This window comes from Paenisporosarcina sp. TG-14 (assembly GCF_000297555.1).
In the GTDB taxonomy this organism is placed as follows: Bacteria; Bacillota; Bacilli; order Bacillales_A; family Planococcaceae; genus Paenisporosarcina; species Paenisporosarcina antarctica.
In genome coordinates this window covers 1-21,219 of sequence record NZ_AMGD01000073.1, presented here as the reverse complement: position 1 = coordinate 21,219, position 21,219 = coordinate 1, and the positions used below count along the sequence as shown (strand labels likewise).

The window sequence follows — 21,219 nt, the reverse complement described above, 5'->3', positions numbered from 1 at the left end:
TTACAACGGTCCTGAAATACCTTGTTTACGAATCATGATAAAGTGTGCTGCAAGCAACCCAAGCAAAGCAGCTGGTAAGAAGAATACATGAATCGCAAAGAATCGTGTTAACGTTTGTGCACCGAGGATAGCTTCATCACCGGCTAACAAGGTTTTTATTGCGCCTCCAATAAATGGAACGGATGCGGCAATTTCAATACCTACTTTCGTCGCAAACAACGCTTTCATGTCCCAAGGAAGTAGATAACCTGTGAAACCTAAACCTAAAATAACGCCTAAAATTAACACGCCGACTACCCAGTTTAGTTCACGAGGTTTTTTATAAGAACCTGTAAAGAATACACGTAATGTGTGAAGGAATATCATCACGATTACGAGTGAAGATCCCCAGTGATGCATACCACGCACAATTTCACCGAATGCTACTTCATTTTGTAAGTAGTAAACTGATTTCCATGCATTTTCAATATCTGGCGTATAGTACATTGTTAAAAACATACCCGAAAGAATTTGAATTACTGTTATGAAGAAAGTTAATCCCCCGAAACAATAAACGAATGCAGAAAAATGATGTGCAGGGTTAACGTGCTCTGGAACTTCATGATCTGCAATATCACGCCAAATAGGAGTAATATCCAGACGTTCATCTACCCAATCGTAAATTTTATTTAGCACTAACGTCGTACCCCCTTACTTTAAACTAATGTATTTGGTCGTGTTTTACCGATTTGTAACAGACCATCTTTTTCGCGTGTTTCGAACTCATCCAAGGGACCAAGCGGTGGTGTACCTTTAACGTTTTTACCATTTTTTTCATATCGGCCAGCATGACACGGACAGAAGAATTGATCTTTATAATCTGGAGATCCTGCCCAGCTTACCGTACAACCTAGATGTTTACATACTGGTGATAATGCAATTAATTTGTCGCCTTCTTTGTAAACCCATACAAAGCTTGTTACATCAGATGTATACCATCCATCCACTTGTTCAAATGAAAAGTCTACTCTTACCGGAACTTCAGTAAGCTCTGCTACTTTTTTATCTGTCGGTATAAAGTCTCCACCTTCAGCTTTTTGCAATACTGGATCGATTGCAAAACGAACCATTGGCATTAACATACCTGCAGCCATAAACCCACCAACACCTGTTAATGTGTAGTTAAGGAATTGACGTCTTGATACTCGATTATTACTCATCCTTTACCCCCCTCTAACTTTAAAGGTCAGTCCAACGGACATACTTATACAAAAAATAGTAAAACTAGGACAGTTCTATGATAGCTCAATAAAAAACGAAGGTCAATATTCCATTAGACGTTAAAGTGTACTTTGTGAACATTTCTTGAAGCTTATGTCGAAGAAATAGCCCAACGTTTTGCAAATACAGGAATTATTTGTCTTAATTGATCTTCCAAGACGGATTGACGCAATCTTTGATCCATATGTTCTAGTGGAATAGATGGCGTATAAATGACATTTAATGCGTTCGCTTCTGTTCCCCAACTCATATCACTAGAAACAAAAAACAAATGCTTAAAACCCGCTTCTTTTAACATTTCAGACCATTCATTCCCTAATTGTTGCCGACTCGACTTAGGTGTATACGATACCGGAGGCAATAAAACTACTCTTCCTTTAAATTGGTTTTCAATAAATACTGTAAGTGCCATTAAAAATTCAGCGCTAGAAGCATTTTGTTTAACTTGACTTGCTTGTCCATCAATTAATAATAATGGAATCACAGCAGTATCAATAAATTCTTTTTGATCTAAAAACACACTCACATCTTTTGAATTCCAATACATATTTTTCAATTCCTCTCAACAAAAAACTTCATCGTATATACGATGAAGTTAAGATTTAGATGATTCTTTCATTCCCCGTAGCAACTTAGACAATTCAAGAAATCGTTCTTTATCATTCGCATCTAAAGCTTCATCAATTTGTTTTAATATATTTTCTTCTCTAAAAGAATTCATACTTATTTTCAGTACTTCTTCTGCTATAAGACGATCTTTATCATTAATGTGCAAATATTTCGGCATAAATGGATTTTCTTCTAATACAGCTAAAAACTCTGAGCTTGGTGGGATGTTTGGGAAATTCAGTTGAATGAACATATCTTCGTTTGGATGTAAACGCAAGTCGTGAAATGATTTTTCAGCATCTGCAGTCATTAAGTTACCTTTATAAAAGCGAAAAGGCACGCCACCAGATTCTGTAACAGACATGACCATGGCTCTCGGACAGTAATGAGCTTCTTCTACAAAATGTACTTTTTGTAGTAAGTCATCATGACTTAATAAATAATTGAGTATCCATACGCATTCTCTTCGTTTCATTTGATATCTTTTCAAAAACCAGCGCACAAATTCTTTCTTTTCAATCACAGAAACAGAAGCGGTCATACTACTCCTCCTTTCACGACAAGGATTCAATCAGGTCTTGCCATCTTTCTTCATTTGGTTCCAAATAAAGTAATTGTTTACCTATTTCTAGGGCTTCATCTCGTTTTCCTTCTTCTAGCAGAAAATAAACGAATTTCTCCATGAAGATTGTGTCTTCCTTATGATCAGTATATGCCAAAGAATAAAATGCGTATGCACGTTCAAAATTTTCTTCTTTCGCGTAAGAATCAGCTGCAAATGGGTATAAAGCTGACCAGTCATCTTGATTGGATGAAATCAATTCCACCAGTTCAATGACATCTTGATCTCTTTCTGATGCATGTAAAAACGATACCAAGGTCAATGTAGCTTCCATATACTCAGGGTCTAATACGATTGCTTGTCGTAAATGTTGTTCAGCATCCGTTGTTATGCCCATTTTCAAGGCCATTTTACCTGCGAATAAATAAAGTTCTTTATCATACTCATCACGTGTTAATCCTTCTAATATCGCTTCGTATGCTTGCTCATGGTCATCTAACATGCTATAAGCTTGTGATAGCAATAAGTGAGCCGAGAAATAATCTGGGTCCAATGTTTTTACTTCATTCAGCTTTCGAACTGACAGGTCATACTCTTTTGCTTGAAAAGCAGCATATGCGAGCCCAAACAGCAAATCAGGTGTAACTTGATGAGTTAAAGATTCTTCATAATAAGGAATTGCATGTTCATAAGCGGCTCCCGCACTATATACTTCAGCTAAGCGTTCTGATAAACGGACTCCTGCAATTTCTTCAGTATGTTCTTTTAAATTTTCATATAAACGAATAGCTTCTAGATATTTCCCCATTTCTAATAATAATTCTGCTTTGGCAAAAATTAATACTGATTCATCTGGCAATAGTATAAGTGCTTGATTAATTTTTTGTTCAGCAGCTTCGTATAATCCTTGCATCTGATAATAATCAGCTAAACTTAACAGTGCTTGAGGATATTCATCCGTATGTTCTTCAATACTAGCAAGTAACAAGAGAGCCTCATCTTCTTCGTCTATTTCCATCAGAACTTGTGCACGATCAATTTTCAGCTGTGCCTCTTCAGGAAATAAAAACTGTAGATATTCTAGTACTTGTTCGCCTTCTTTTAAATAACCAGCTTGAATTAGCATATTTGCAATCTCATATTGAGCTTCTGGTTCACTTGAAAGTTGTAGTGTTTCAATTAAGGATTGGACTGTTTGTAAATCTCCAGCTTCAATAGCTTCAATAAATTTTTGACTTATTTCCATCATTATCACCCGTTTTCTTTCTTATTCATACCATATGCTACATCACGACTATCTCATTCACAAGAAAAAACTCCCCATTAGCGGAGAGTCTCAAAAGACGACACGATTCTTAAATGGTCAAAGAAGTTTGGATAAGATACGGAAATACACGAAGCGTGTTCAATTTCGATTGGTTGTGTTGAAATAACAGAAGCAATCGCACCCATCATGCCGATTCTGTGATCGCCATATGATTGTAATTTCCCTCCAGATAAAGTGACGGGACCTTTAATGATCATACCGTCATCAGTTGCCTCAATATCAGCACCTAATTTTTTTAATTCATGAACTACGGCTGCGATGCGATCTGTCTCTTTTACTTTTAATTCCTCTGCATCTTTAATCACGGTCGTTCCATGTGCTTGGGTCGCAAGCAATGCAATGATAGGAATTTCATCAATTAATCGAGGAATTAGTTCACCACCGATTTCAATAGCATTTAATTTTGATGATTTAATCGTCAATGTACCAATGGGTTCTTCACTTTCAGAGTTGTTTAGTTCTATTTCTAAATTAGCACCCATTTGCTGAAGAACATCTACTATTCCAGTACGAGTTGGATTTAAGCCGACATGCTCTAAACGAATAGAACTCTCTTTAGCAATTGCCCCTGCCACTAAAAAGAAAGCTGCGGAAGAAATATCCCCTGGCACTTCTACGTGGGTTCCTGTCAATTTTTGACCACCTTGCAACTTAATTACACCTTTTTCAGTAGTAATTTCTGCTCCAAACTGCCTTAACATACGCTCTGTATGGTCGCGAGACACTTCGGACTCACGAACAGTCGTTACTCCTTTTGCTCGGAGACCTGCAAGTAAAATAGCAGACTTTACTTGTGCGCTTGCGACAGGCATGGTGTAGTCGATTGCTGATAATTGCGTTCCTTGCACAGCTAGTGGTGTGAATTGCCCATCACATCTCCCTGAAATTAAGGCACCCATTTGTCTTAACGGCTGGATGACTCGTTTCATCGGTCTTTTCGCAATCGATTCATCACCAATTAGGACGCTATGCACCTGAGACCCCGCTAATATTCCAAGCATCAACCTTGTTGTTGTACCAGAGTTACCTGTGTCTAAAATATCAATTGGCTCTTTCCAATTTTCCATTCCATCGCTAGTGATGGTTACATTCGTACCACTTATTTGAATGTCTACACCAAGCTTTTTAAAACACGAGATTGTGCTTAAACAATCGTCACCGAGTAAAAATCCGTTAATCGTTGTATCCCCTTTTGCCATCGCCCCAAACATGATAGAACGATGTGAAATCGACTTATCCCCAGGTACGCGAAGAGAACCTTGAAGAGGCGATTGGTTAGCTTGCAATTTGATGGAATCATTCAATACACTCACATCCTTAATAATATATAAGAAATAATTAAAGTTCTGGTAAAGTTCGCGAGTAATACTTAGACTTACACGAAGTGGATCATAAAGGATTTACGAAAATGCTTTACTCTGCATTTTGCGACGAGTAACCGCAAAAGAATCACGATGTTTCGACTTAAGACTCGGTGTGTTTTCTTATGAAATATACGTTTCATAAGTTGTTTCTTGTTGTATGCTCAAAGCTGCACGTTCGCGGTCTTCTGTCGTTTGAAAGCTAATCACTAAAATCCCGAATACATCTTCACGTGTTTCAACAATACGTAAATTTGTAATACTGATTAAATGCTTCGCTAAAAGTCCCGTCACTTCTGATATGACACCAGGGTAGTCGGGAACATCGATATGTAAATCAAATACAGAGTACATCGCACCTTGAGAAGTTATCGGCAATTCATCTCTTACAAATTTAGCTCTTGTAAAATAATGTTCGATATTTTCGGGTTTCGCTTCCATAAGCATCGTTTTAACTGTATCCATTTCACTTTGCCAATTATCTAGTTGTTTGACTAATTCGAGACGATTTTGAATCGTAATATCTCTCCACATAATTGGGTTTGAAGAGGCAATTCTGGTGATGTCTCTGAAACCGCCTGCAGCAAGCTGTCTAGTAAACGGATATTCCTCATTTTCACTGGATAATTGATGAACTAGAGAAGCTGCAACAAGATGTGGAAAATGGCTTACTACAGCTGTCATATGATCATGCTCTCTTGCATTGATACGCAGTATCTTCCCTTTTGTTGGTTTCAAAATAGCTTCAAGTGTTCGGATTTGAATTTCATCTTCGTGCTCTACTGGTGTAATAATGTAGTAAGCATTTTCAAACAAATGCGCTTTCGCAGCTTCAACTCCACTTTTATGTGAACCTGCCATTGGATGTCCGCCAATAAAAGTGAGTCCAATCTCTTTCAGCGATTTCGCTTTTTCCATTATCATTTTTTTTGTACTGCCCGTGTCTGATAAGATAACACCTTTTTTTAGTTGCCAGTTTTGCACTTCATTCATCAATTGTATTGTGGCATTAACCGGTGTAGCAAAGATAATGACGTCTGCCAATGCCGCGGATTCTTCTAGGTTGAACGCCATATCATCAATGACACCTAATTTTTTTGCTTTTCGAACGGTATGTGAATCCACGTCAAAGCCAATCACGTTTACTTCAGGATTTTTTTGAATCGCTAAAGCAAGTGAACCACCAATCAATCCCAATCCAACAATTAATACATGCGTTGTCATGCAAGTACCTCAGCATCTTTTAATACATCTGCTAACTTCTGTAAGAATTCTTTGTTTTGGTCATTTGTACCAATAGTTACTCGAATATATCCAGGTGTTCCAATCGCGTTTCCACTGCGAATAATAAAGCCTTTTTTCAAAAGACCTTCGAATACTAAATCAGAATCAGCTTTCACTTCAAGAAGAACAAAGTTTCCTTGTGTTGGGTATATGTGTAATTGATGCTCTTTTGCAAACTTCTCAAATTGTTTAATGCCAGATTCATTTTGAATGCGACATGATTCAATAAATGATGAGTCTTGCAATGCCACAAGTGCTACACCTTGACTAATGGCTGCATTGTTAAATGGTTCGCGAACTGGATCTAATTTAGCAATCAATTCTTTTTGTGCCACCGCATAACCTACTCGAAAACCTGCTAGACCATAGGCTTTTGAAAACGTACGTAAAATAATGACATTTTCATGGTCTTTTATTAATTCAATTGAGTTCTTATAAGTAGAATCTGTTATGTACTCGAAATATGCTTCATCCAAAACAATTAGGACTTCTTTGGGAACTTTTTTAATGAATTCTTCCAACTCATGTTGTTCAATTAGCATACCTGTTGGATTATTTGGAGAACACAACCAAACTACGGCTGTAGATTCATCTATTTGAAGAGCCATTTCTTGTAAATCATGTGCGCCTTTAATCAACTGGACTTCACGAACTTCTGCACCTTCAATAATAGAGTTATGACGATATTGAGGGAAAGTAGGCGTGGCCATAACTGTATTGACTCCAGGTTGAAGTAACGCGCGAGAAATCATCATAATAATTTCATCCGAACCATTACCAAATAACAGTTGGTCTTCTTCTACACCTACTACATTTGCTAAAGCGAGACGTAGAGCACTTGCATATCCATCAGGATAAATGGCGTGATTAATCGATAGATTCTCCATAAATTCACGAACCTTTGGTGAACATCCAAAAGGATTCTCGTTGGAGGCTAACTTGACGATTTCATCTAGGCCAAACATCTTTTTCACTTCATCAATGGAACGTCCTGGTTGATATGGTTTCATCCCTGTTAATTGATTTTTCCACTGCATCGTCATTCGCCTCTACTTTCTCAAGTTATGCTTGTAATTAAATCAGGTCTAAGTTTCATTGCTTCATTCAAATACACATGATGAATGTCGCGTTGTGATTTTTCTGTATTGACGTGCATTAATATACGAATACACTTCGTGATGGCGCCTGGTACATCCATTTCATGGGTACACATAACAGGGACATATGTCCATTCAGGGATACTTCGTACAGCTTTAGCTGGAAAAGTAGCAGCAATATCAGTCGTCGTAGAAACGACAACAGATGCTACATCTTCAGGTCTTATATTATTTTCTTTTGCCATCGCTAAAACTAGCTTTTCAGTTTCTGATAATATATGTGATGCCAAATCTTCTGGAATCGTTGTTGCTCCTCGAACGCCTCGTATCATTTGTGCACCTCCATACTCCATTTTCGTAATTGTTCATGTGCTAATAGTACATCTTCAACTGACACGATTTCCATACAAGGTTGACCAATCTGTTCGAGTAATACGAAGTGAAGATCACCGAAAGATGATTTTTTATCTCGTTTCATATACCCAATGAGTGTATCTATTTTATGGTCTAAAACGGGGTCAAAAGAATAACCGAACGCGCACAATGCATCAAATAATTTACGCGCTGTGCCTTGTTGTAGTGATTGTACTTTTTCGCTTAGAAGAAGTGAAATGACCAATCCAATTGCAACAGATTCCCCGTGCGTTATTTTCCCATACCCAGTTGAAGCTTCAATTGCATGGCCATAAGTGTGACCTAAATTTAAATATTTCCTAACCGATTGTTCAAACTCATCAGCTTCAACTATCGCTGCTTTTACTTGTATGCCTTTTACTAAATAAGACAAATACTGGTCACTCGAAATTTCATCAAAAGTTTGAAACGAAAATAACTCTTCTACCCAACGATGATCGGATACGAGTGCATGTTTAATTACTTCTGCCATACCGGATAAGATTTCTTTAGGAGGCAATGTGCTTAATGTTGAGACATCGAATAACACAGCATCAGGCTGATAAAATGAGCCAATCATATTTTTGCCTTGTGGATGATTGATTGCCGTTTTCCCACCTACTGCACTATCATGAGCTAATATAGTCGTTGGACATTGAAAAAAAGGAATACCTCTCATAAATGTCGATGCAACGAAGCCAACGACGTCTCCAGAAGCGCCTCCACCTAGAGCAAAGGCGATTGTTTTTCTTGTGCAGCCTACTTCAAGCAAAAATGAATGACACGCCATAAACGTTTCTACAGCTTTACTTGATTCTCCTGCTGGTAATTCGTATACATGCACAGCTTTTTTACTAATTAATTCAAGAGGCTTTAGTAAATTTTCTAAATGAAGTTTCGCAACCACTTCGTCAACAAAAATAACTACATGGTCAGCTTTTTGTAATTGCTTTTCATAAAGAGTCAATGCACTTTCGTATATGTGTGAACCCACATAAACGTTATAGTGCTTATTTTTCGTATCGATTGAAATGGTCTGCATAAATTAGAACTCCTTTGTATAAGCTCGGTACTGATTAATCGAATCGACAAGTTGAGGCATTTGATCACTATGGAATTTTTCTAAAATCGCATTTGCAATTTCCCAAGCTACGACATGCTCAGCAACAACAGAAGCTGCAGGTACTGCACAACTGTCTGAACGTTCAATACTTGCTTTAAATGGCTCTTTAGTTGAGATATCTACACTTTGTAGAGGTTTGTATAAAGTTGGGATGGGTTTCATCACACCACGAATCACAATTGGCATTCCTGTAGACATACCACCTTCAAGTCCACCCAAACGATTCGTTGTTCTTGTATAACCTTGGTCTTGATCCCACACAATTTCATCATGAACTTGACTTCCTGGCTTACGTGCCATTTCAAATCCCATGCCAACCTCAACACCTTTAAAGGCATTAATACTCATCACAGCCATTGCCAGTTTAGCATCAAGTTTTCGGTCATAATGAACATAACTTCCTACTCCTGCTGGCATACCCTCGACTATTACTTCAACAACCCCACCAATAGAGTCACCGTTTTCTTTTGCTTCATCAATTGCTTTAACCATTAACTTTGAAGCTTCTTGGTCAACGCAATATACGGGATCGGCTTCAACAATTTCTCGTATTTGTGAAACAGATAAACTTTCACTTTTCTTTACATCTGCTTTAACTCCACCAATTTCAGTTACATGGGAGACAATACTGATACCAAGTTCAGACAACAGCTGTTTCGCTACTGCTCCTACCGCAACTCGCACTGTTGTTTCACGTGCTGACGATCGTTCTAATACGTTGCGCAGGTCTGTATGACCATATTTCATGCCACCTACTAAATCTGCGTGGCCAGGCCGTGGACGCGTAATTTGACGCTTAACATCTTCGGGATTTAATCCTTCTACTAAAGGTTCAATGCCCATTACATGTGTCCAATGTTTCCAATCGTCATTTGTTACAACTAGTGCAATAGGAGAACCTAATGTCTTCCCGTGACGCACACCTGACGTAATATCAACTGTGTCTGTCTCAATTTGCATACGTCGGCCTCGACCATGTCCTCCCTGTCTTCTTTTTAAATCTTTATTTATCATTTCTGCAGTAATATGTAATTGTGCAGGTAAACCTTCTATAATGGCGGTCAATTGTGGACCGTGAGATTCTCCAGCTGTTAAATAACGCATAACGCTTTCCCCCTTCAACTCGCTAAAGTGTTTTAAAACACTATAACACAAATTATTTTGAATTTCATCGTTCATTTCCGCAAATAAATGTCCTAAATTTATCTTGAGTTAGATAGAAGGTTGATGTTCTATTAACAAAACCATAGGTTAAGGGTTTAATATTTGTTAAGTACTTCTAATCATACACCTTCTGAACCGTTTATTGAATTCTTGTTAATTCAACATAGACGTTTTTCCTTCTCTTTTTACATATATACATTATAGCGTACAGATAATTGAGAAATTAGAAAAAGCAGTCAAATGAAAAATCATTTGACTGCTTTCTTTTATTAGTTAATCCAGTTGTTAGCATCTTTCGTGTAAGAAACTAGCTCTTCTTCTTTAAAGAATAGACCGATTTCACGAACAGCGCTATCTGCCGAGTCAGAACCATGAATAATGTTTTTGCCAACTGTTACAGCAAAGTCCCCACGGATTGTCCCTGGAGCAGATTCTTTAGGGTTTGTAGCTCCTGTCATCAAACGACCAACAGAAATTACATTTTCACCTTCCCAAACCATTGCGAAAACTGGTCCAGATGTAATGAACTCAACTAGTTCGCCGAAGAAAGGACGTTCTTTATGTTCGCCGTAGTGTTCTGCAGCAAGTTCAGGTGTGATTTGCATTAATTTAGATCCAACTAATTGGAAGCCTTTCTTTTCGAAACGACCTACGATTTCGCCGATCAAGTTACGTTGTACGCCATCAGGTTTTACCATTAAAAATGTTCTTTCCATAATAAACACTCCATTTCAATTGAATCTTAGTAGAATTATCCCCACTTTACAGAGAACTTTATTCACCCTAAAAAATATTACCATTGTCTATACATTTGTTCAACATTTTAAAATTCACGTTTCCCCATATAAAGCGCGATATCCCTTAATGATTTTTTTGCAGGGGATGAGGGTAGTGCATCAATTTCTTTTAATGCTTTTTGTAAATACCGATTGCTAATCGCTTTTGATTTAGGAATTGCGTCTGATTCTCGAATTCTTTTAACCAGTGCAAGTCGCTCGATTTCAGTCATATTTCCAGAAATAGCATGTTCTAGAGCAGGTCTAAATTCGGGTGAATCCTTTAGAAAGAGAATCGGTAATGTAATATTCCCTTGAATTAAATCAGACCCTGCTGGCTTACCTAATTCTTTATCTGTAGAAGTAATATCCAAGATATCATCAATAATTTGGAATGACATACCTACATAATAGCCGAATCGTTTTAAATGATTGGCGGTTTTCTCATCAGCACCTGACACTACAGCACCTAGATGACAGCTCGATGCAATCAATAAAGCGGTTTTTCTTTTAATGCGCCTAAAATAATCTTGAAGTCGTTGATCTAATTTAAATTTATCTTCAATTTGAATAATTTCTCCTACACATATCTCTACCATTGTGTAAGAAAGTATACGATGCGCTAATGGGTTTTTAATATTTGTTATGTATTCAAGCGCACGGGCAAAAATAAAATCGCCAGTATACATGGCGACTCGATTATTCCATTGAGCTTTAACAGTTAACTTCCCACGTCTCATTTGTGAATCATCAATCACATCATCATGTACTAGAGAAGCCATATGTATAAGTTCTAAAGGAACTGCGACATCTTTCATTTGTTGAATTTGATAATGACCAAATTTAGCTGCAAGTAAAACAAAAACGGGTCGCATCCGTTTTCCGCCCGCTTGTAATAAATGAAGAGAAGCTTCATTGAGTAAGTCTGAAGACGAGTTTACCGCTTTTTCTAATTCTTTTTCAATGAGATCTAAGTCTGAACGCATTTCAGAATAGAGCATCTTCAACTTCATCTTTTCCACCGCAACTAACCTTCTCCCAATAATTAAACTTTTTTAATACCAATATGTCTTGCGGCAGCTCCACCGCTATATGGCTTATATTCTACCTGAACAAATCCAGCTTGTTCGAGCATTTTTGCAAGTGCTTTCATCCCTGGGAAATCTTTAGCAGATTCTTGTAACCAAGAATATTCTTTGTAGCTCTTCGCAAAAAACTTACCAAAGACTGGCATCACATATTTAAAATAAAAACGAAACAGTTGCTTAAATACTGGCACATCAGATTGAGATGTTTCTAAACAAACAAACATACCGCCTGGTTTGAGAACGCGATGAATTTCTTTTAATACTTGCATATAATCCGGAACATTACGCAAGCCAAAACCAATCGTGACATAGTCAAACGTTGAATCAAGAAAAGGTAATTCCATTGCATTGCCATGGAGTAACTCAATTTGTGGAAAAGCTTTCACTTTCTCATAACCAACATTCAACATATTTTGGCTGAAATCTAACCCAATTGCTTTTCCTTCTCGCCCAACCGCTTGTCCCATAGAAATAGTCCAATCAGCAGTTCCGCAACAAACATCGAGCGTTGTGCTCCCTGGCTCAACATTTATACGAGACATAGTGTCTTCACGCCATTTTTTATGTTGTTGAAAGCTTATGACTGAATTCATTTTATCGTAATTACCAGAAATCTTTTCAAATACTTCATGTACGCGTTGCTCTTTAGTTTTGGTCAAGACAATGTCACCTTTCTCTCATAACTGACACTTGCTCATTCAATCGTAGTCCATACAAATTCACTAAGAATTGTTGAACAGAATCGCTGAGTAGGCAAGATTGTAATAGTTCTTCCATCATTTTATTTTTTTGTGTTGCTAGTTCCTGATTCAATAATACAAGCCAAGTTTGAGAAAAACCAAATTCAAATTCACTTTGGGCTAAGGATTCTTGGAAACGAGATGCTTTTCCTTGTTTTACAAGTTCTAACTCATATGCAATACGATGAATTAGTAAACCGCGGCGAGCAAAAGGTTTATACATTGCAAAATTAAAATGATCATAAAACTGTTCAATGGATAGACTTTCTATCGTTTGAATAGTCTCCATCCATTTTTCAAAGGATTGCTTTACATCGTCGTATACAGATGCTTTTTTCTCACTAATATCAATAATTCCATTTGATAATGAACGAATTAATTCAATATTAGATAGCCTTGCTAACATTTGATAGTAAAGGCCACTATAATAATCCCCTGCTAAAACTGTTAATTGCTGACTTTTAGAAGATGCGTTTAATTCTTTTATTTGATCATGTGCCGATAGAGCACTATAAATAACTGCTACTGAAATAGCAGACTTTTCATGTTCATCATTCCACCGATTCCCGTTTAGTAAAGGAAGCAGCAAAAAATATAAGCGGTCTTCGCGAAGATCCGGATCTCCCGCATGTTTACGAAGAGTCCGATGACGAACCTGATCTAATATTTTTGTTTTCAATTGTAGGATTGTATGTTGAATGATTTGTTCGGTCATCGTACATGCTCCATTTCGCTATATTGCCGGTGTCGTATTTTGTCATTATAGCACAGCATGCCTAGTCATTCACTTAGACATAACCTATTTTTTAGTTTCACTAAAAATCGTGCCATGTGTTGTTTGTATTTCTGCTTTACCACGGATTTTCATTGCTGAAGTATGTTCAGTAAATTGTGCAACCATAACTTCACCACAATCTAATTTCTCGGAGTGATGAAACTTGGTGTCTGTGCCTCTTGTAAGACCAATTACATTAACACCATCTTCTTCTGCACGAATTACAATGTATTCTGTTTGTGCCATTATACACTCTCCTTTATGAACCAAATTGTCTATATAATATATCATAGCATATCCTATTTCCCGAAGTTTACATGCTCATTTCATTTGTATGAATGACAATATCTCACTACGTTTAACATGATCTTGTTCATAGATTCCACGTGCAACGGCAGTTACAGTTTTTGCTCCAGGTTTTTTTATTCCTCGCATGGTCATACACATATGCTCTGCTTCGATTACAACATAAACACCATAAGGTTTTAGCATCTCCATAATAGAATCTGCAATTGTAGAAGTAATTCGTTCTTGTAGTTGTGGACGTCTAGCAGTTGTTTCAACAGCTCGTGCTAATTTACTTAGACCCGTAACAACTCCACCTCTTGGAATATAGGCAATGTGAGCTTTACCGTAAAAAGGCACTAAGTGATGTTCACACATCGAATGAAAAGGAATATCTTTAACCAATACTAATTCTTCATGTTCTTCGTGAAAGACTGTTTTAAAATATTCTTTTGGATCTTCATTCAATCCTGAAAACATTTCAGCATACATTTTCGCAACACGTTTTGGTGTTTCGATTAAGCCTTCACGTTGTGGATCTTCGCCAACTGCTTCAAGAATCATTTTTACTGCTTCTTCTATTTTTTGTAAATTTACTGTTGACACGACGGACGCCTCCTAATAGTTAAAACACACCTTTAATCGCCCTAATTATGGCGCTTTGTATTCTTGAGTAAAGTAGTGGACACAAAGTGAACTTTTAATTCGCATCATGTACTAACGGGGTTATGAAAGACATCTTATTACCTTTTATATATAAGTGAATCGTAGCACACCATTAAATGTTACGCAAAATCGGTTGATTCGTCTATATTTTTTTCAAAAAAACAACTTACAGCCAAAATAGTCTAAACTGAAGTTTTCTAATACTGATATTTTAAATAATTTTTTTCAAAGTGTACTAAGAAATCGAAAAGCGTTCTTACAAGCCTAAAAGCATAAAATTAAAAAAGAACGGCTTTTGTGAAAAATTCACAAAAGCCGTTCTTATGTACGTGCAAACACGATTTACTTAACCGCGTCCTTAAGAGCTTTACCTGGTTTAAAAGCAGGTACTTTGCTTGCAGCAATGTCAATCTCCATACCTGTTTGTGGGTTACGACCCTTACGAGCAGCACGTTCACGAACTTCAAAGTTACCAAATCCAATAAGTTGGATCTTTTCACCTTTTGCAAGAGCATCTTGTATTGTATCAAATACAGCATCAACTGCTTTAGAAGAATCTTTTTTAGACATATCTGCCGCTTCAGCTACAGAGTTTACTAATTCAGTTTTATTCACACCATTCACCTCCTCTCAAAGGGGATGGAATCTCAATCATGTAAAAAGAGTATCATAACCAAAAAGGCTACGCAACAATATTCCTGCGACAATTGCCAAGTTAATGCAGAAAAACCATAAAAAAAAGGAGAAAAGGACTTTTCGCATAGGTAAATGCGAGGTCCTTTGCTCTTTTACAGGATAAATGTAACCATTCCACGATCGCCTTCATTAACCATACGTTCTATCGTTTCACGCATACGTTTCTTCGCATGTGTAGGAACAGCCTCTGTTTTAAAACGCATACTTTCTTTTAACATTTCGTGTAGGGGAGTTCCGAATAATGAAGTCTCCCATAACGCTTCACGATTATGATAATATGCCTCTTTTAAATCTTTCAATAGCTGTTGACTATGAAATTCAGAGCCAATTAAAGGTGAGAATTCAGCATCCATATCAACGCGGATGATGTGCAGTGAAGGTGCTTTTGCTTTCATTCGTACACCGAAGAAATCATTTTGTTTAATTAATTCTGGAGCAGATGGTTGGAAATCTTGAACCGATGGTAATGAAACACCATAGCCACTTTCTTTGGCCATTTCTATGGCTTCGTGAAATCGAAGATAAGATTTTTTTGCATATGATGATTCTTTTACATATAAAAGCCAGTCTTTTTTCGTAACAATTGGTTCTTCCAAGAAGTCAAGATAGGCTGATTGAAATGCTTCATTAGTTAAATCAACTTGAATTGAAGCACTACCTTTCCCTGCATCTACTTCAATTACCTCAGCATGTTCAACATAAGGCTCTTTTGCTAAAAACGATGCCAAATCCTTAACATCACGTATTTTCGCAACTTGTTTAGACCATGACTCTAATGAATTTTGAAGAGATTGAGTTAAAGGATGATCACTCTCTAGAACATCCATCCATTCAGGTTTTAATAGCTCAAATGTGGTAACAGGAAATTCATAAAGCGCTTCTTTTAAGACGTGTTGAATTTCCTGGACAGTCATTTTATCAACCGCTGCTGCAATGACCGGCACGTTGTATTTGTTTTGTAACTCCGCGCGTAATTTACCTGTTTGTTCATAAGCTGGGAATTTACTATTTAACAATACTACAAATGGTTTGCCAATTTCTTTTAATTGACCAATAATTTCCTCTTCCACTTGCTCTAGAGCTGCTCTAGAAATATCATTTACAGAACCATCCGTTGTCATGACAATCCCAATGGTGGAGTGATCTCTAATCACTTTATCTGTACCAATTCGAGCAGCTTCTTGAAACGGGATTGGTTCGTGATGCCACGGTGTGTGAACCAACTTAGGACCGTTCTCATCTTCATAACCTTTTGCACCATCAATAATATAACCTACACAATCCGCCAGGCGAATATTAAAGCGGAATGCGTCATCGCCGACTTGAATACTAGTACCATGAGCTGGTACAAATTTCGGTTCGGCCGTCATAATTACTGGACCAGGAGAGCTCTGAGGTAGTTCATCTTGGGCACGAAGTCTGTCCACTTCATCCGTCATATTCGGGATTACTAAACTTTCCATTACTCGTCTGACAAAAGTTGATTTCCCAACTCGTACTGGTCCAACAACACCGATATATACATCTCCATTTGTCCGTTCGGCTATTTGCTGATATAGCTCTTCAGTCATATCATTATCCCCTTTCCTACGCACTTTATCGTATGCACAAAAAAAACGTTTCATGCATATGCATGAAACGTTTGTCTTTATTTCTCTAATAAAAATTCTGGTTCATTATTTTCATTAACCGTATACGGAAGTGAATAGGCTGGAACAACAGGGTATTTATCAACAAGAAGATAGCGAATATCTTCTCCAGGTTTGACATCCGGATTATCTTGTTGAAGAATTCGGTTTAACTCAATCGAATAATCGATGTAAATAGTTCCATTTCCAATGGCAACTAATGGGAGATTCACATCTGAATATGGGCTAGGAACAGTTTGTTCATCTTCATAACCCATAATTTTATAATCTAATTTGTAAACATTTTCAGCTACTTTTCCAGCAATCGGACCGTAACCATTAATTTTAATTTGAACATTTAATTCTCTAATTTTTGTTGCAGAACGTAAGTCGACTAATTTGACCGTCGGGTTTTCTTCAACGTTCATAATTACATATTGAAATAAACCACCCTTTTCGTAGGCATTTGGTGGTATTTCACTTAAATATGTAGGTACAATTTTTTGGAAGTCGATTGGGTATTTAATGTATTGGTCAACTTCTTGTTCTCTCGTTTTTATCGGTAATAAACCACCTGACGATTCTTGATATTTCTCAACAGCTGCTTGAACAGATGCCAATTGATCTTCATAAGGTCTTTGGCTCTCAACACTTATAGATTCAGGCAACATGCATCCCGACAACAATATTGTGCTAATAATAAATACATAAACAAGTATTTTTTTCATTGCGCCACCTTACGACCTTCCAGTAGGACCGCTAAATACAATATATATCATACTTAAAAATCCACTTATTAGAAGTACATACGCTACAAGTGCAAAAATAAACTTAATCAATCGATTATTTATTTTGTTTCTACTAATATAAATTAACCCCATAGAGATCATCATAAATCCCATAGATGCAAAAGAAACCCACATTTTATCTAATGATGACATAAATTTAACCACCCTTCACTGTCTCTCGACCCGTAATTATAGCACGAAAAAACAAGAGGTGCAGACCTGCTACCCTCTTGTTTTGTGACGATTTAAAGATATTCAAATAAGTCTTCCATTTCATGCTTTTTGACGCGGTCCATTAATTGATCAACCGCTTGTTTAGGATCGACTTTTTCAAATAACACAGAATAAAGAGCACTTGTTATTGGCATGGGTACCTGATGAAGTTTAGACAACTGGTATGCAGCTTTCGTGGTTCGAACACCTTCGACAACCATACCCATTTGTTCTAATACCTCATCTAACTGCATGCCTTTACCTAACATGTTTCCTGCACGCCAGTTCCTTGAATGGACACTTGTACATGTCACAATTAAGTCACCTATTCCTGTTAAACCTGAAAACGTTAAGGGGTTTGCTCCCATTTTAGTTCCAAGACGAGAAATTTCAGCAATACCTCTAGTAATTAAAGCAGCCTTAGCATTATCACCGTACCCTAAGCCATCTGATATCCCGGCAGCTAATGCAATAATATTTTTTAGCGCACCACCAATTTCAACTCCAATGACGTCTGAATTGGTATAAACGCGGAAATAACTCTGCATAAATAAATCTTGTATTTTTTCAGCGCTCTGAATATCTTCACAAGCAGCTGTTACAGTAGTCGGATGTTTTAAGACCACTTCTTCAGCGTGACTTGGGCCTGATAGGACTACAATTTCTTGAATTAAATCAGAGGGTAATTCCTCTCGCATCACTTCAGATATACGTTTTAAGGAATCAGGTTCTATCCCTTTAGATACATGGACAAAAAGAATAGGCTCTTGAATCCATTCTTTGATATTACGACACACTTCACGTATACCTTTAGTAGGAACAGCCATCACTATTATTTTCCCATGGGTGGCTGCTTCTTTTAAAGATGAAGTTGCTATCACTGTATTTGGTAATACTGTATCTGGTAAATATTTTTTATTTGTATGTTGATTATTAATTTCATTTGCTTGGTCTTCACGATGTGACCATAACAAACAATTGTGACCATTTTGCGAAAGGACAATACTTAGAGCGGTCCCCCAACTACCGGCACCTAAAACAACTACATTTTGCATGTTAGTAACTCCTTTACTGAAAACAGCTTATGTTCTAGCACGAATAATAAGTCGAATTGGTGTCCCTTCGAAATCGAATGCTTCACGAATTCGGTTTTCAAGGAATCGTTCATATGAGAAATGCATAATTTCTGGTTCATTTACAAACACGACAAATGTTGGTGGTTTGATAGCAACTTGTGTAGCGTAGTATATACGCAGACGACGACCTTTGTCTGAAGGGGCAGGGTTTCTAGCTACTGCGTCTTCAATTACCTCGTTTAAGATACTTGATGTCACACGCATTGCATGGTTTTCACTGACACGGTTGATAACTGGTAAAACTGAATGTACACGCTGTTTTGTGACCGCTGAAACAAAAATAATTGGCGCATAGTCTAAGAATAAGAAATGATCACGAATCAATTTGGTTGTTTTATTCATCGTTTTCTCATCTTTTACAACTTTATCCCATTTATTCACAACGATAACGATAGCTTTACCCGCTTCGTGAGCGTATCCAGCAATTTTTTTATCTTGCTCTTGAATTCCTTCTTCTCCGTTTAATACGACTAAAACAACGTCAGAACGTTCAATTGCTTTTAATGCACGAAGTACACTATATTTTTCAGTGCTTTCATAAACTTTACCCTTTTTACGCATTCCGGCTGTATCAATTATGACATAAGGTTGATCTTCATATTCATATTGAGTGTCAATTGCATCACGAGTAGTACCCGCAACATCACTAACAATTACACGGTCATCGCCTAAGAAACTATTCACTAACGAAGACTTCCCTACATTTGGTCGTCCAATTAATGAAAACTTAATAACGTTTTCAGGATATTCTTCTTCATCTTCTTCTGGGAAACTTTTTGCTACTGCATCTAATAAATCACCTAGACCTAGTCCGTGAGAACCTGAAATCGGGAATGGTTCACCGAATCCTAAAGAATAGAAATCGTAAATCATCGGGCGCATATCAGGGTTATCAATTTTATTAATTGCTAACACAACAGGTTTTTTTGTTTTATACAACATTTTCGCTACTTGCTCATCTGCAGATGTAACTCCTTCTCGACCATTGGTCAAGAAAATAATAACGTCTGATTCTTGGATCGCAATTTCAGCTTGTGCTCGAATTTGATCTAAATAGGGCTCGTCCCCAATATCAATTCCGCCTGTATCAATAATATTAAATTCATGAGTTAACCAATCAGCCGCGCTGTAAATACGGTCACGTGTTACACCTGGAATATCTTCCACGATGGAAACGCGCTCCCCAACAATTCGATTAAAGATTGTTGATTTTCCTACATTCGGGCGACCGACGATTGCTACTACCGGTTTGGGCATATCTATTACATCCTTCCAAATTCATCTCTAAGGTATTATACATAAGAATAGAGCAAAACGCTATGAAAGCTCGACATCTAGAAACATGAAGCAGGGGAATTTATCTACGGAGATGACCAATAAATATATTACTGTGATTATAACTCATACTTTAAAGCAGGCAATTACGAATGATTTGATTATCGCTGAAAAGCTTAGAAGAGCATAATGACAACAACATTCTACATTCTTTTACCACCAAAAAAGACCTGATTCGCTTTTTAGGCGAGGGTAGTGACCCCTTAAATTTAGAGTTTTATTTATGCAGCTGATTGGTTGGCATGAGTTCGGTATTTTACTGGACTCAAGCCGGCCAGTTTTTGTTTAATCCGTTCATGGTTATAGTAATAGATATAACGTTCAATTTTCTTCCTCAATTCTTCATACGACATTAATTCTTCACCGTAATACATTTCTTGCTTAAGTAAGCCAAAGAAGTTTTCCATCGTCGCATTGTCTGCACACGTTGCTTTTCGAGACATGCTTTGAAAAATTTTGTTCGTTTTTAATGTTTTCACCCATTTATTATGCTGGTAATGCCAGCCTTGATCGGAGTGAATCGTTGTTCGATAGGTGGCTTCCTTTTTAATGATTTTAATTGCTTGATCTAGTGGTGCTAAAACAAAATCCAATGTTGGTCTTTTCGAAATCCCATAAGAAATAATTTCGCCATTATAGAGGTCTAAAATCGGACTTAAATACAGCTTTTCATCGCCTGTACATTTAAACTCTGTTACATCCGTTACGAGTTTTTGGAGAAGATAAGGTGTCGTAAATCGACGGTTTAGACGGTTTTTAGCGACTTTTCCAACTTTTCCTTTATATGAATTATAACGAGATTTACGTTTGAACTTCACACACTTTAAATTCAGTTCCCCCATAATTCGTTGTACTTTTTTATGGTTAATGATATAGCCTTGCGCTCGCAATTCTAAGTAAATCCGGCGATAAC

The 21,219-nt window shown here is 37.2% G+C and carries 24 protein-coding genes; all 24 read right to left on the bottom strand.

Annotated elements, in window-relative coordinates:
• Entirely contained in the window at positions 1-675 is a 675-nt protein-coding gene (gene qcrB / locus C406_RS0116945; RefSeq protein ID WP_017381848.1) for a menaquinol-cytochrome c reductase cytochrome b subunit, read from the bottom strand.
• 20 nt (positions 676-695) lie between these two features.
• On the bottom strand, positions 696-1,199 hold the full coding sequence (locus C406_RS0116940; protein WP_017381847.1) for a ubiquinol-cytochrome c reductase iron-sulfur subunit: 504 nt from the start codon (positions 1,197-1,199) through the stop codon (positions 696-698).
• A gap of 152 nt (positions 1,200-1,351) precedes the next feature.
• Entirely contained in the window at positions 1,352-1,807 is a 456-nt protein-coding gene (locus C406_RS0116935) for a YpiF family protein (protein ID WP_017381846.1), read from the bottom strand.
• Between the two features lie 48 nt (positions 1,808-1,855).
• On the bottom strand, positions 1,856-2,410 hold the full coding sequence (locus tag C406_RS0116930; RefSeq protein WP_017381845.1) for a ReoY family proteolytic degradation factor: 555 nt from the start codon (positions 2,408-2,410) through the stop codon (positions 1,856-1,858).
• Between the two features lie 13 nt (positions 2,411-2,423).
• Positions 2,424-3,677: a tetratricopeptide repeat protein gene (locus C406_RS0116925; protein ID WP_017381844.1), complete on the bottom strand. Its 1,254-nt coding sequence runs from the start codon at positions 3,675-3,677 to the stop codon at positions 2,424-2,426.
• Between the two features lie 77 nt (positions 3,678-3,754).
• Positions 3,755-5,062: a 3-phosphoshikimate 1-carboxyvinyltransferase gene (gene aroA, locus C406_RS0116920; protein ID WP_017381843.1), complete on the bottom strand. Its 1,308-nt coding sequence runs from the start codon at positions 5,060-5,062 to the stop codon at positions 3,755-3,757.
• A 180-nt stretch (positions 5,063-5,242) separates the two neighbouring features.
• Positions 5,243-6,343 (bottom strand): prephenate dehydrogenase, encoded by a 1,101-nt coding sequence (locus C406_RS0116915; protein ID WP_017381842.1) that lies wholly within the window; start codon positions 6,341-6,343, stop codon positions 5,243-5,245.
• On the bottom strand, positions 6,340-7,440 hold the full coding sequence (gene hisC, locus C406_RS0116910; protein ID WP_017381841.1) for a histidinol-phosphate transaminase: 1,101 nt from the start codon (positions 7,438-7,440) through the stop codon (positions 6,340-6,342). Before hisC ends, C406_RS0116915 begins: the two co-directional genes overlap by 4 nt.
• Positions 7,441-7,460: 20 nt before the next feature.
• Positions 7,461-7,832, bottom strand: a complete 372-nt coding sequence (gene aroH, locus C406_RS0116905; protein WP_017381840.1) for a chorismate mutase — start codon at positions 7,830-7,832, stop codon at positions 7,461-7,463.
• On the bottom strand, positions 7,829-8,935 hold the full coding sequence (aroB, locus tag C406_RS0116900) for a 3-dehydroquinate synthase (protein ID WP_017381839.1): 1,107 nt from the start codon (positions 8,933-8,935) through the stop codon (positions 7,829-7,831). The genes aroH and aroB overlap by 4 nt, the downstream gene beginning before the upstream one ends.
• A 3-nt stretch (positions 8,936-8,938) precedes the next feature.
• Positions 8,939-10,120 (bottom strand): chorismate synthase, encoded by a 1,182-nt coding sequence (gene aroC, locus C406_RS0116895; RefSeq protein WP_017381838.1) that lies wholly within the window; start codon positions 10,118-10,120, stop codon positions 8,939-8,941.
• Between the two features lie 329 nt (positions 10,121-10,449).
• Entirely contained in the window at positions 10,450-10,896 is a 447-nt protein-coding gene (gene ndk / locus C406_RS0116890) for a nucleoside-diphosphate kinase (RefSeq protein ID WP_017381837.1), read from the bottom strand.
• A 107-nt stretch (positions 10,897-11,003) separates the two neighbouring features.
• On the bottom strand, positions 11,004-11,978 hold the full coding sequence (gene hepT, locus C406_RS0116885; protein ID WP_017381836.1) for a heptaprenyl diphosphate synthase component II: 975 nt from the start codon (positions 11,976-11,978) through the stop codon (positions 11,004-11,006).
• Positions 11,979-12,001: 23 nt separating this feature from the next.
• A complete protein-coding gene (locus C406_RS0116880) occupies positions 12,002-12,703 on the bottom strand; it encodes a demethylmenaquinone methyltransferase (protein WP_017381835.1) in 702 nt (233 codons plus the stop codon).
• Positions 12,704-12,710: 7 nt separating this feature from the next.
• The gene (locus C406_RS0116875) at positions 12,711-13,499 is read right to left on the bottom strand and encodes a heptaprenyl diphosphate synthase component 1 (RefSeq protein ID WP_017381834.1); all 789 of its coding nucleotides are present in this window, start codon (positions 13,497-13,499) and stop codon (positions 12,711-12,713) included.
• Positions 13,500-13,583: 84 nt separating this feature from the next.
• On the bottom strand, positions 13,584-13,805 hold the full coding sequence (gene mtrB, locus C406_RS0116870; protein ID WP_017381833.1) for a trp RNA-binding attenuation protein MtrB: 222 nt from the start codon (positions 13,803-13,805) through the stop codon (positions 13,584-13,586).
• Between the two features lie 75 nt (positions 13,806-13,880).
• Positions 13,881-14,450 carry a GTP cyclohydrolase I FolE gene (gene folE, locus C406_RS0116865; RefSeq protein WP_017381832.1) on the bottom strand — a complete coding sequence of 190 codons (570 nt, stop codon included), beginning with the start codon at positions 14,448-14,450 and terminating at the stop codon, positions 13,881-13,883.
• 402 nt (positions 14,451-14,852) lie between these two features.
• Positions 14,853-15,080 (bottom strand): HU family DNA-binding protein, encoded by a 228-nt coding sequence (locus tag C406_RS0116860; RefSeq protein ID WP_443146808.1) that lies wholly within the window; start codon positions 15,078-15,080, stop codon positions 14,853-14,855.
• Positions 15,081-15,298: 218 nt separating this feature from the next.
• On the bottom strand, positions 15,299-16,777 hold the full coding sequence (gene spoIVA, locus C406_RS0116855; protein ID WP_017381830.1) for a stage IV sporulation protein A: 1,479 nt from the start codon (positions 16,775-16,777) through the stop codon (positions 15,299-15,301).
• Positions 16,778-16,854: 77 nt separating this feature from the next.
• Positions 16,855-17,562 carry a hypothetical protein gene (locus C406_RS0116850; protein ID WP_017381829.1) on the bottom strand — a complete coding sequence of 236 codons (708 nt, stop codon included), beginning with the start codon at positions 17,560-17,562 and terminating at the stop codon, positions 16,855-16,857.
• A 9-nt stretch (positions 17,563-17,571) separates the two neighbouring features.
• Positions 17,572-17,775: a DUF2768 domain-containing protein gene (locus C406_RS0116845; protein ID WP_017381828.1), complete on the bottom strand. Its 204-nt coding sequence runs from the start codon at positions 17,773-17,775 to the stop codon at positions 17,572-17,574.
• Between the two features lie 92 nt (positions 17,776-17,867).
• Positions 17,868-18,890, bottom strand: coding sequence for an NAD(P)H-dependent glycerol-3-phosphate dehydrogenase (locus tag C406_RS0116840; RefSeq protein WP_017381827.1), 1,023 nt, complete (start codon positions 18,888-18,890; stop codon positions 17,868-17,870).
• Positions 18,891-18,917: 27 nt separating this feature from the next.
• Positions 18,918-20,228, bottom strand: a complete 1,311-nt coding sequence (gene der / locus C406_RS0116835) for a ribosome biogenesis GTPase Der (protein WP_017381826.1) — start codon at positions 20,226-20,228, stop codon at positions 18,918-18,920.
• Positions 20,229-20,527: 299 nt separating this feature from the next.
• A partial coding sequence (locus C406_RS0116830) for an IS3 family transposase (RefSeq protein ID WP_017381825.1) occupies positions 20,528-21,219 on the bottom strand: 692 nt, incomplete at its 5' end.

Excerpts from the sequence above, each read along its gene's own strand:
- C406_RS0116940 (WP_017381847.1), bottom strand. The coding sequence starts at position 1,199 with ATGAGTAATAATCGAGTATCAAGACGTCAATTCCTTAACTACACATTA.
- C406_RS0116935 (WP_017381846.1), bottom strand. The coding sequence starts at position 1,807 with ATGTATTGGAATTCAAAAGATGTGAGTGTGTTTTTAGATCAAAAAGAA.
- C406_RS0116930 (WP_017381845.1), bottom strand. The coding sequence starts at position 2,410 with ATGACCGCTTCTGTTTCTGTGATTGAAAAGAAAGAATTTGTGCGCTGG.
- C406_RS0116925 (WP_017381844.1), bottom strand. The coding sequence starts at position 3,677 with ATGGAAATAAGTCAAAAATTTATTGAAGCTATTGAAGCTGGAGATTTA.
- C406_RS0116915 (WP_017381842.1), bottom strand. The coding sequence starts at position 6,343 with ATGACAACGCATGTATTAATTGTTGGATTGGGATTGATTGGTGGTTCA.
- hisC (WP_017381841.1), bottom strand. The coding sequence starts at position 7,440 with ATGCAGTGGAAAAATCAATTAACAGGGATGAAACCATATCAACCAGGA.
- aroH (WP_017381840.1), bottom strand. The coding sequence starts at position 7,832 with ATGATACGAGGCGTTCGAGGAGCAACAACGATTCCAGAAGATTTGGCA.
- aroB (WP_017381839.1), bottom strand. The coding sequence starts at position 8,935 with ATGCAGACCATTTCAATCGATACGAAAAATAAGCACTATAACGTTTAT.
- aroC (WP_017381838.1), bottom strand. The coding sequence starts at position 10,120 with ATGCGTTATTTAACAGCTGGAGAATCTCACGGTCCACAATTGACCGCC.
- ndk (WP_017381837.1), bottom strand. The coding sequence starts at position 10,896 with ATGGAAAGAACATTTTTAATGGTAAAACCTGATGGCGTACAACGTAAC.
- C406_RS0116875 (WP_017381834.1), bottom strand. The coding sequence starts at position 13,499 with ATGACCGAACAAATCATTCAACATACAATCCTACAATTGAAAACAAAA.
- mtrB (WP_017381833.1), bottom strand. The coding sequence starts at position 13,805 with ATGGCACAAACAGAATACATTGTAATTCGTGCAGAAGAAGATGGTGTT.
- C406_RS0116860 (WP_443146808.1), bottom strand. The coding sequence starts at position 15,080 with ATGTCTAAAAAAGATTCTTCTAAAGCAGTTGATGCTGTATTTGATACA.
- spoIVA (WP_017381830.1), bottom strand. The coding sequence starts at position 16,777 with ATGACTGAAGAGCTATATCAGCAAATAGCCGAACGGACAAATGGAGAT.
- C406_RS0116850 (WP_017381829.1), bottom strand. The coding sequence starts at position 17,562 with ATGAAAAAAATACTTGTTTATGTATTTATTATTAGCACAATATTGTTG.
- C406_RS0116845 (WP_017381828.1), bottom strand. The coding sequence starts at position 17,775 with ATGTCATCATTAGATAAAATGTGGGTTTCTTTTGCATCTATGGGATTT.
- C406_RS0116840 (WP_017381827.1), bottom strand. The coding sequence starts at position 18,890 with ATGCAAAATGTAGTTGTTTTAGGTGCCGGTAGTTGGGGGACCGCTCTA.
- der (WP_017381826.1), bottom strand. The coding sequence starts at position 20,228 with ATGCCCAAACCGGTAGTAGCAATCGTCGGTCGCCCGAATGTAGGAAAA.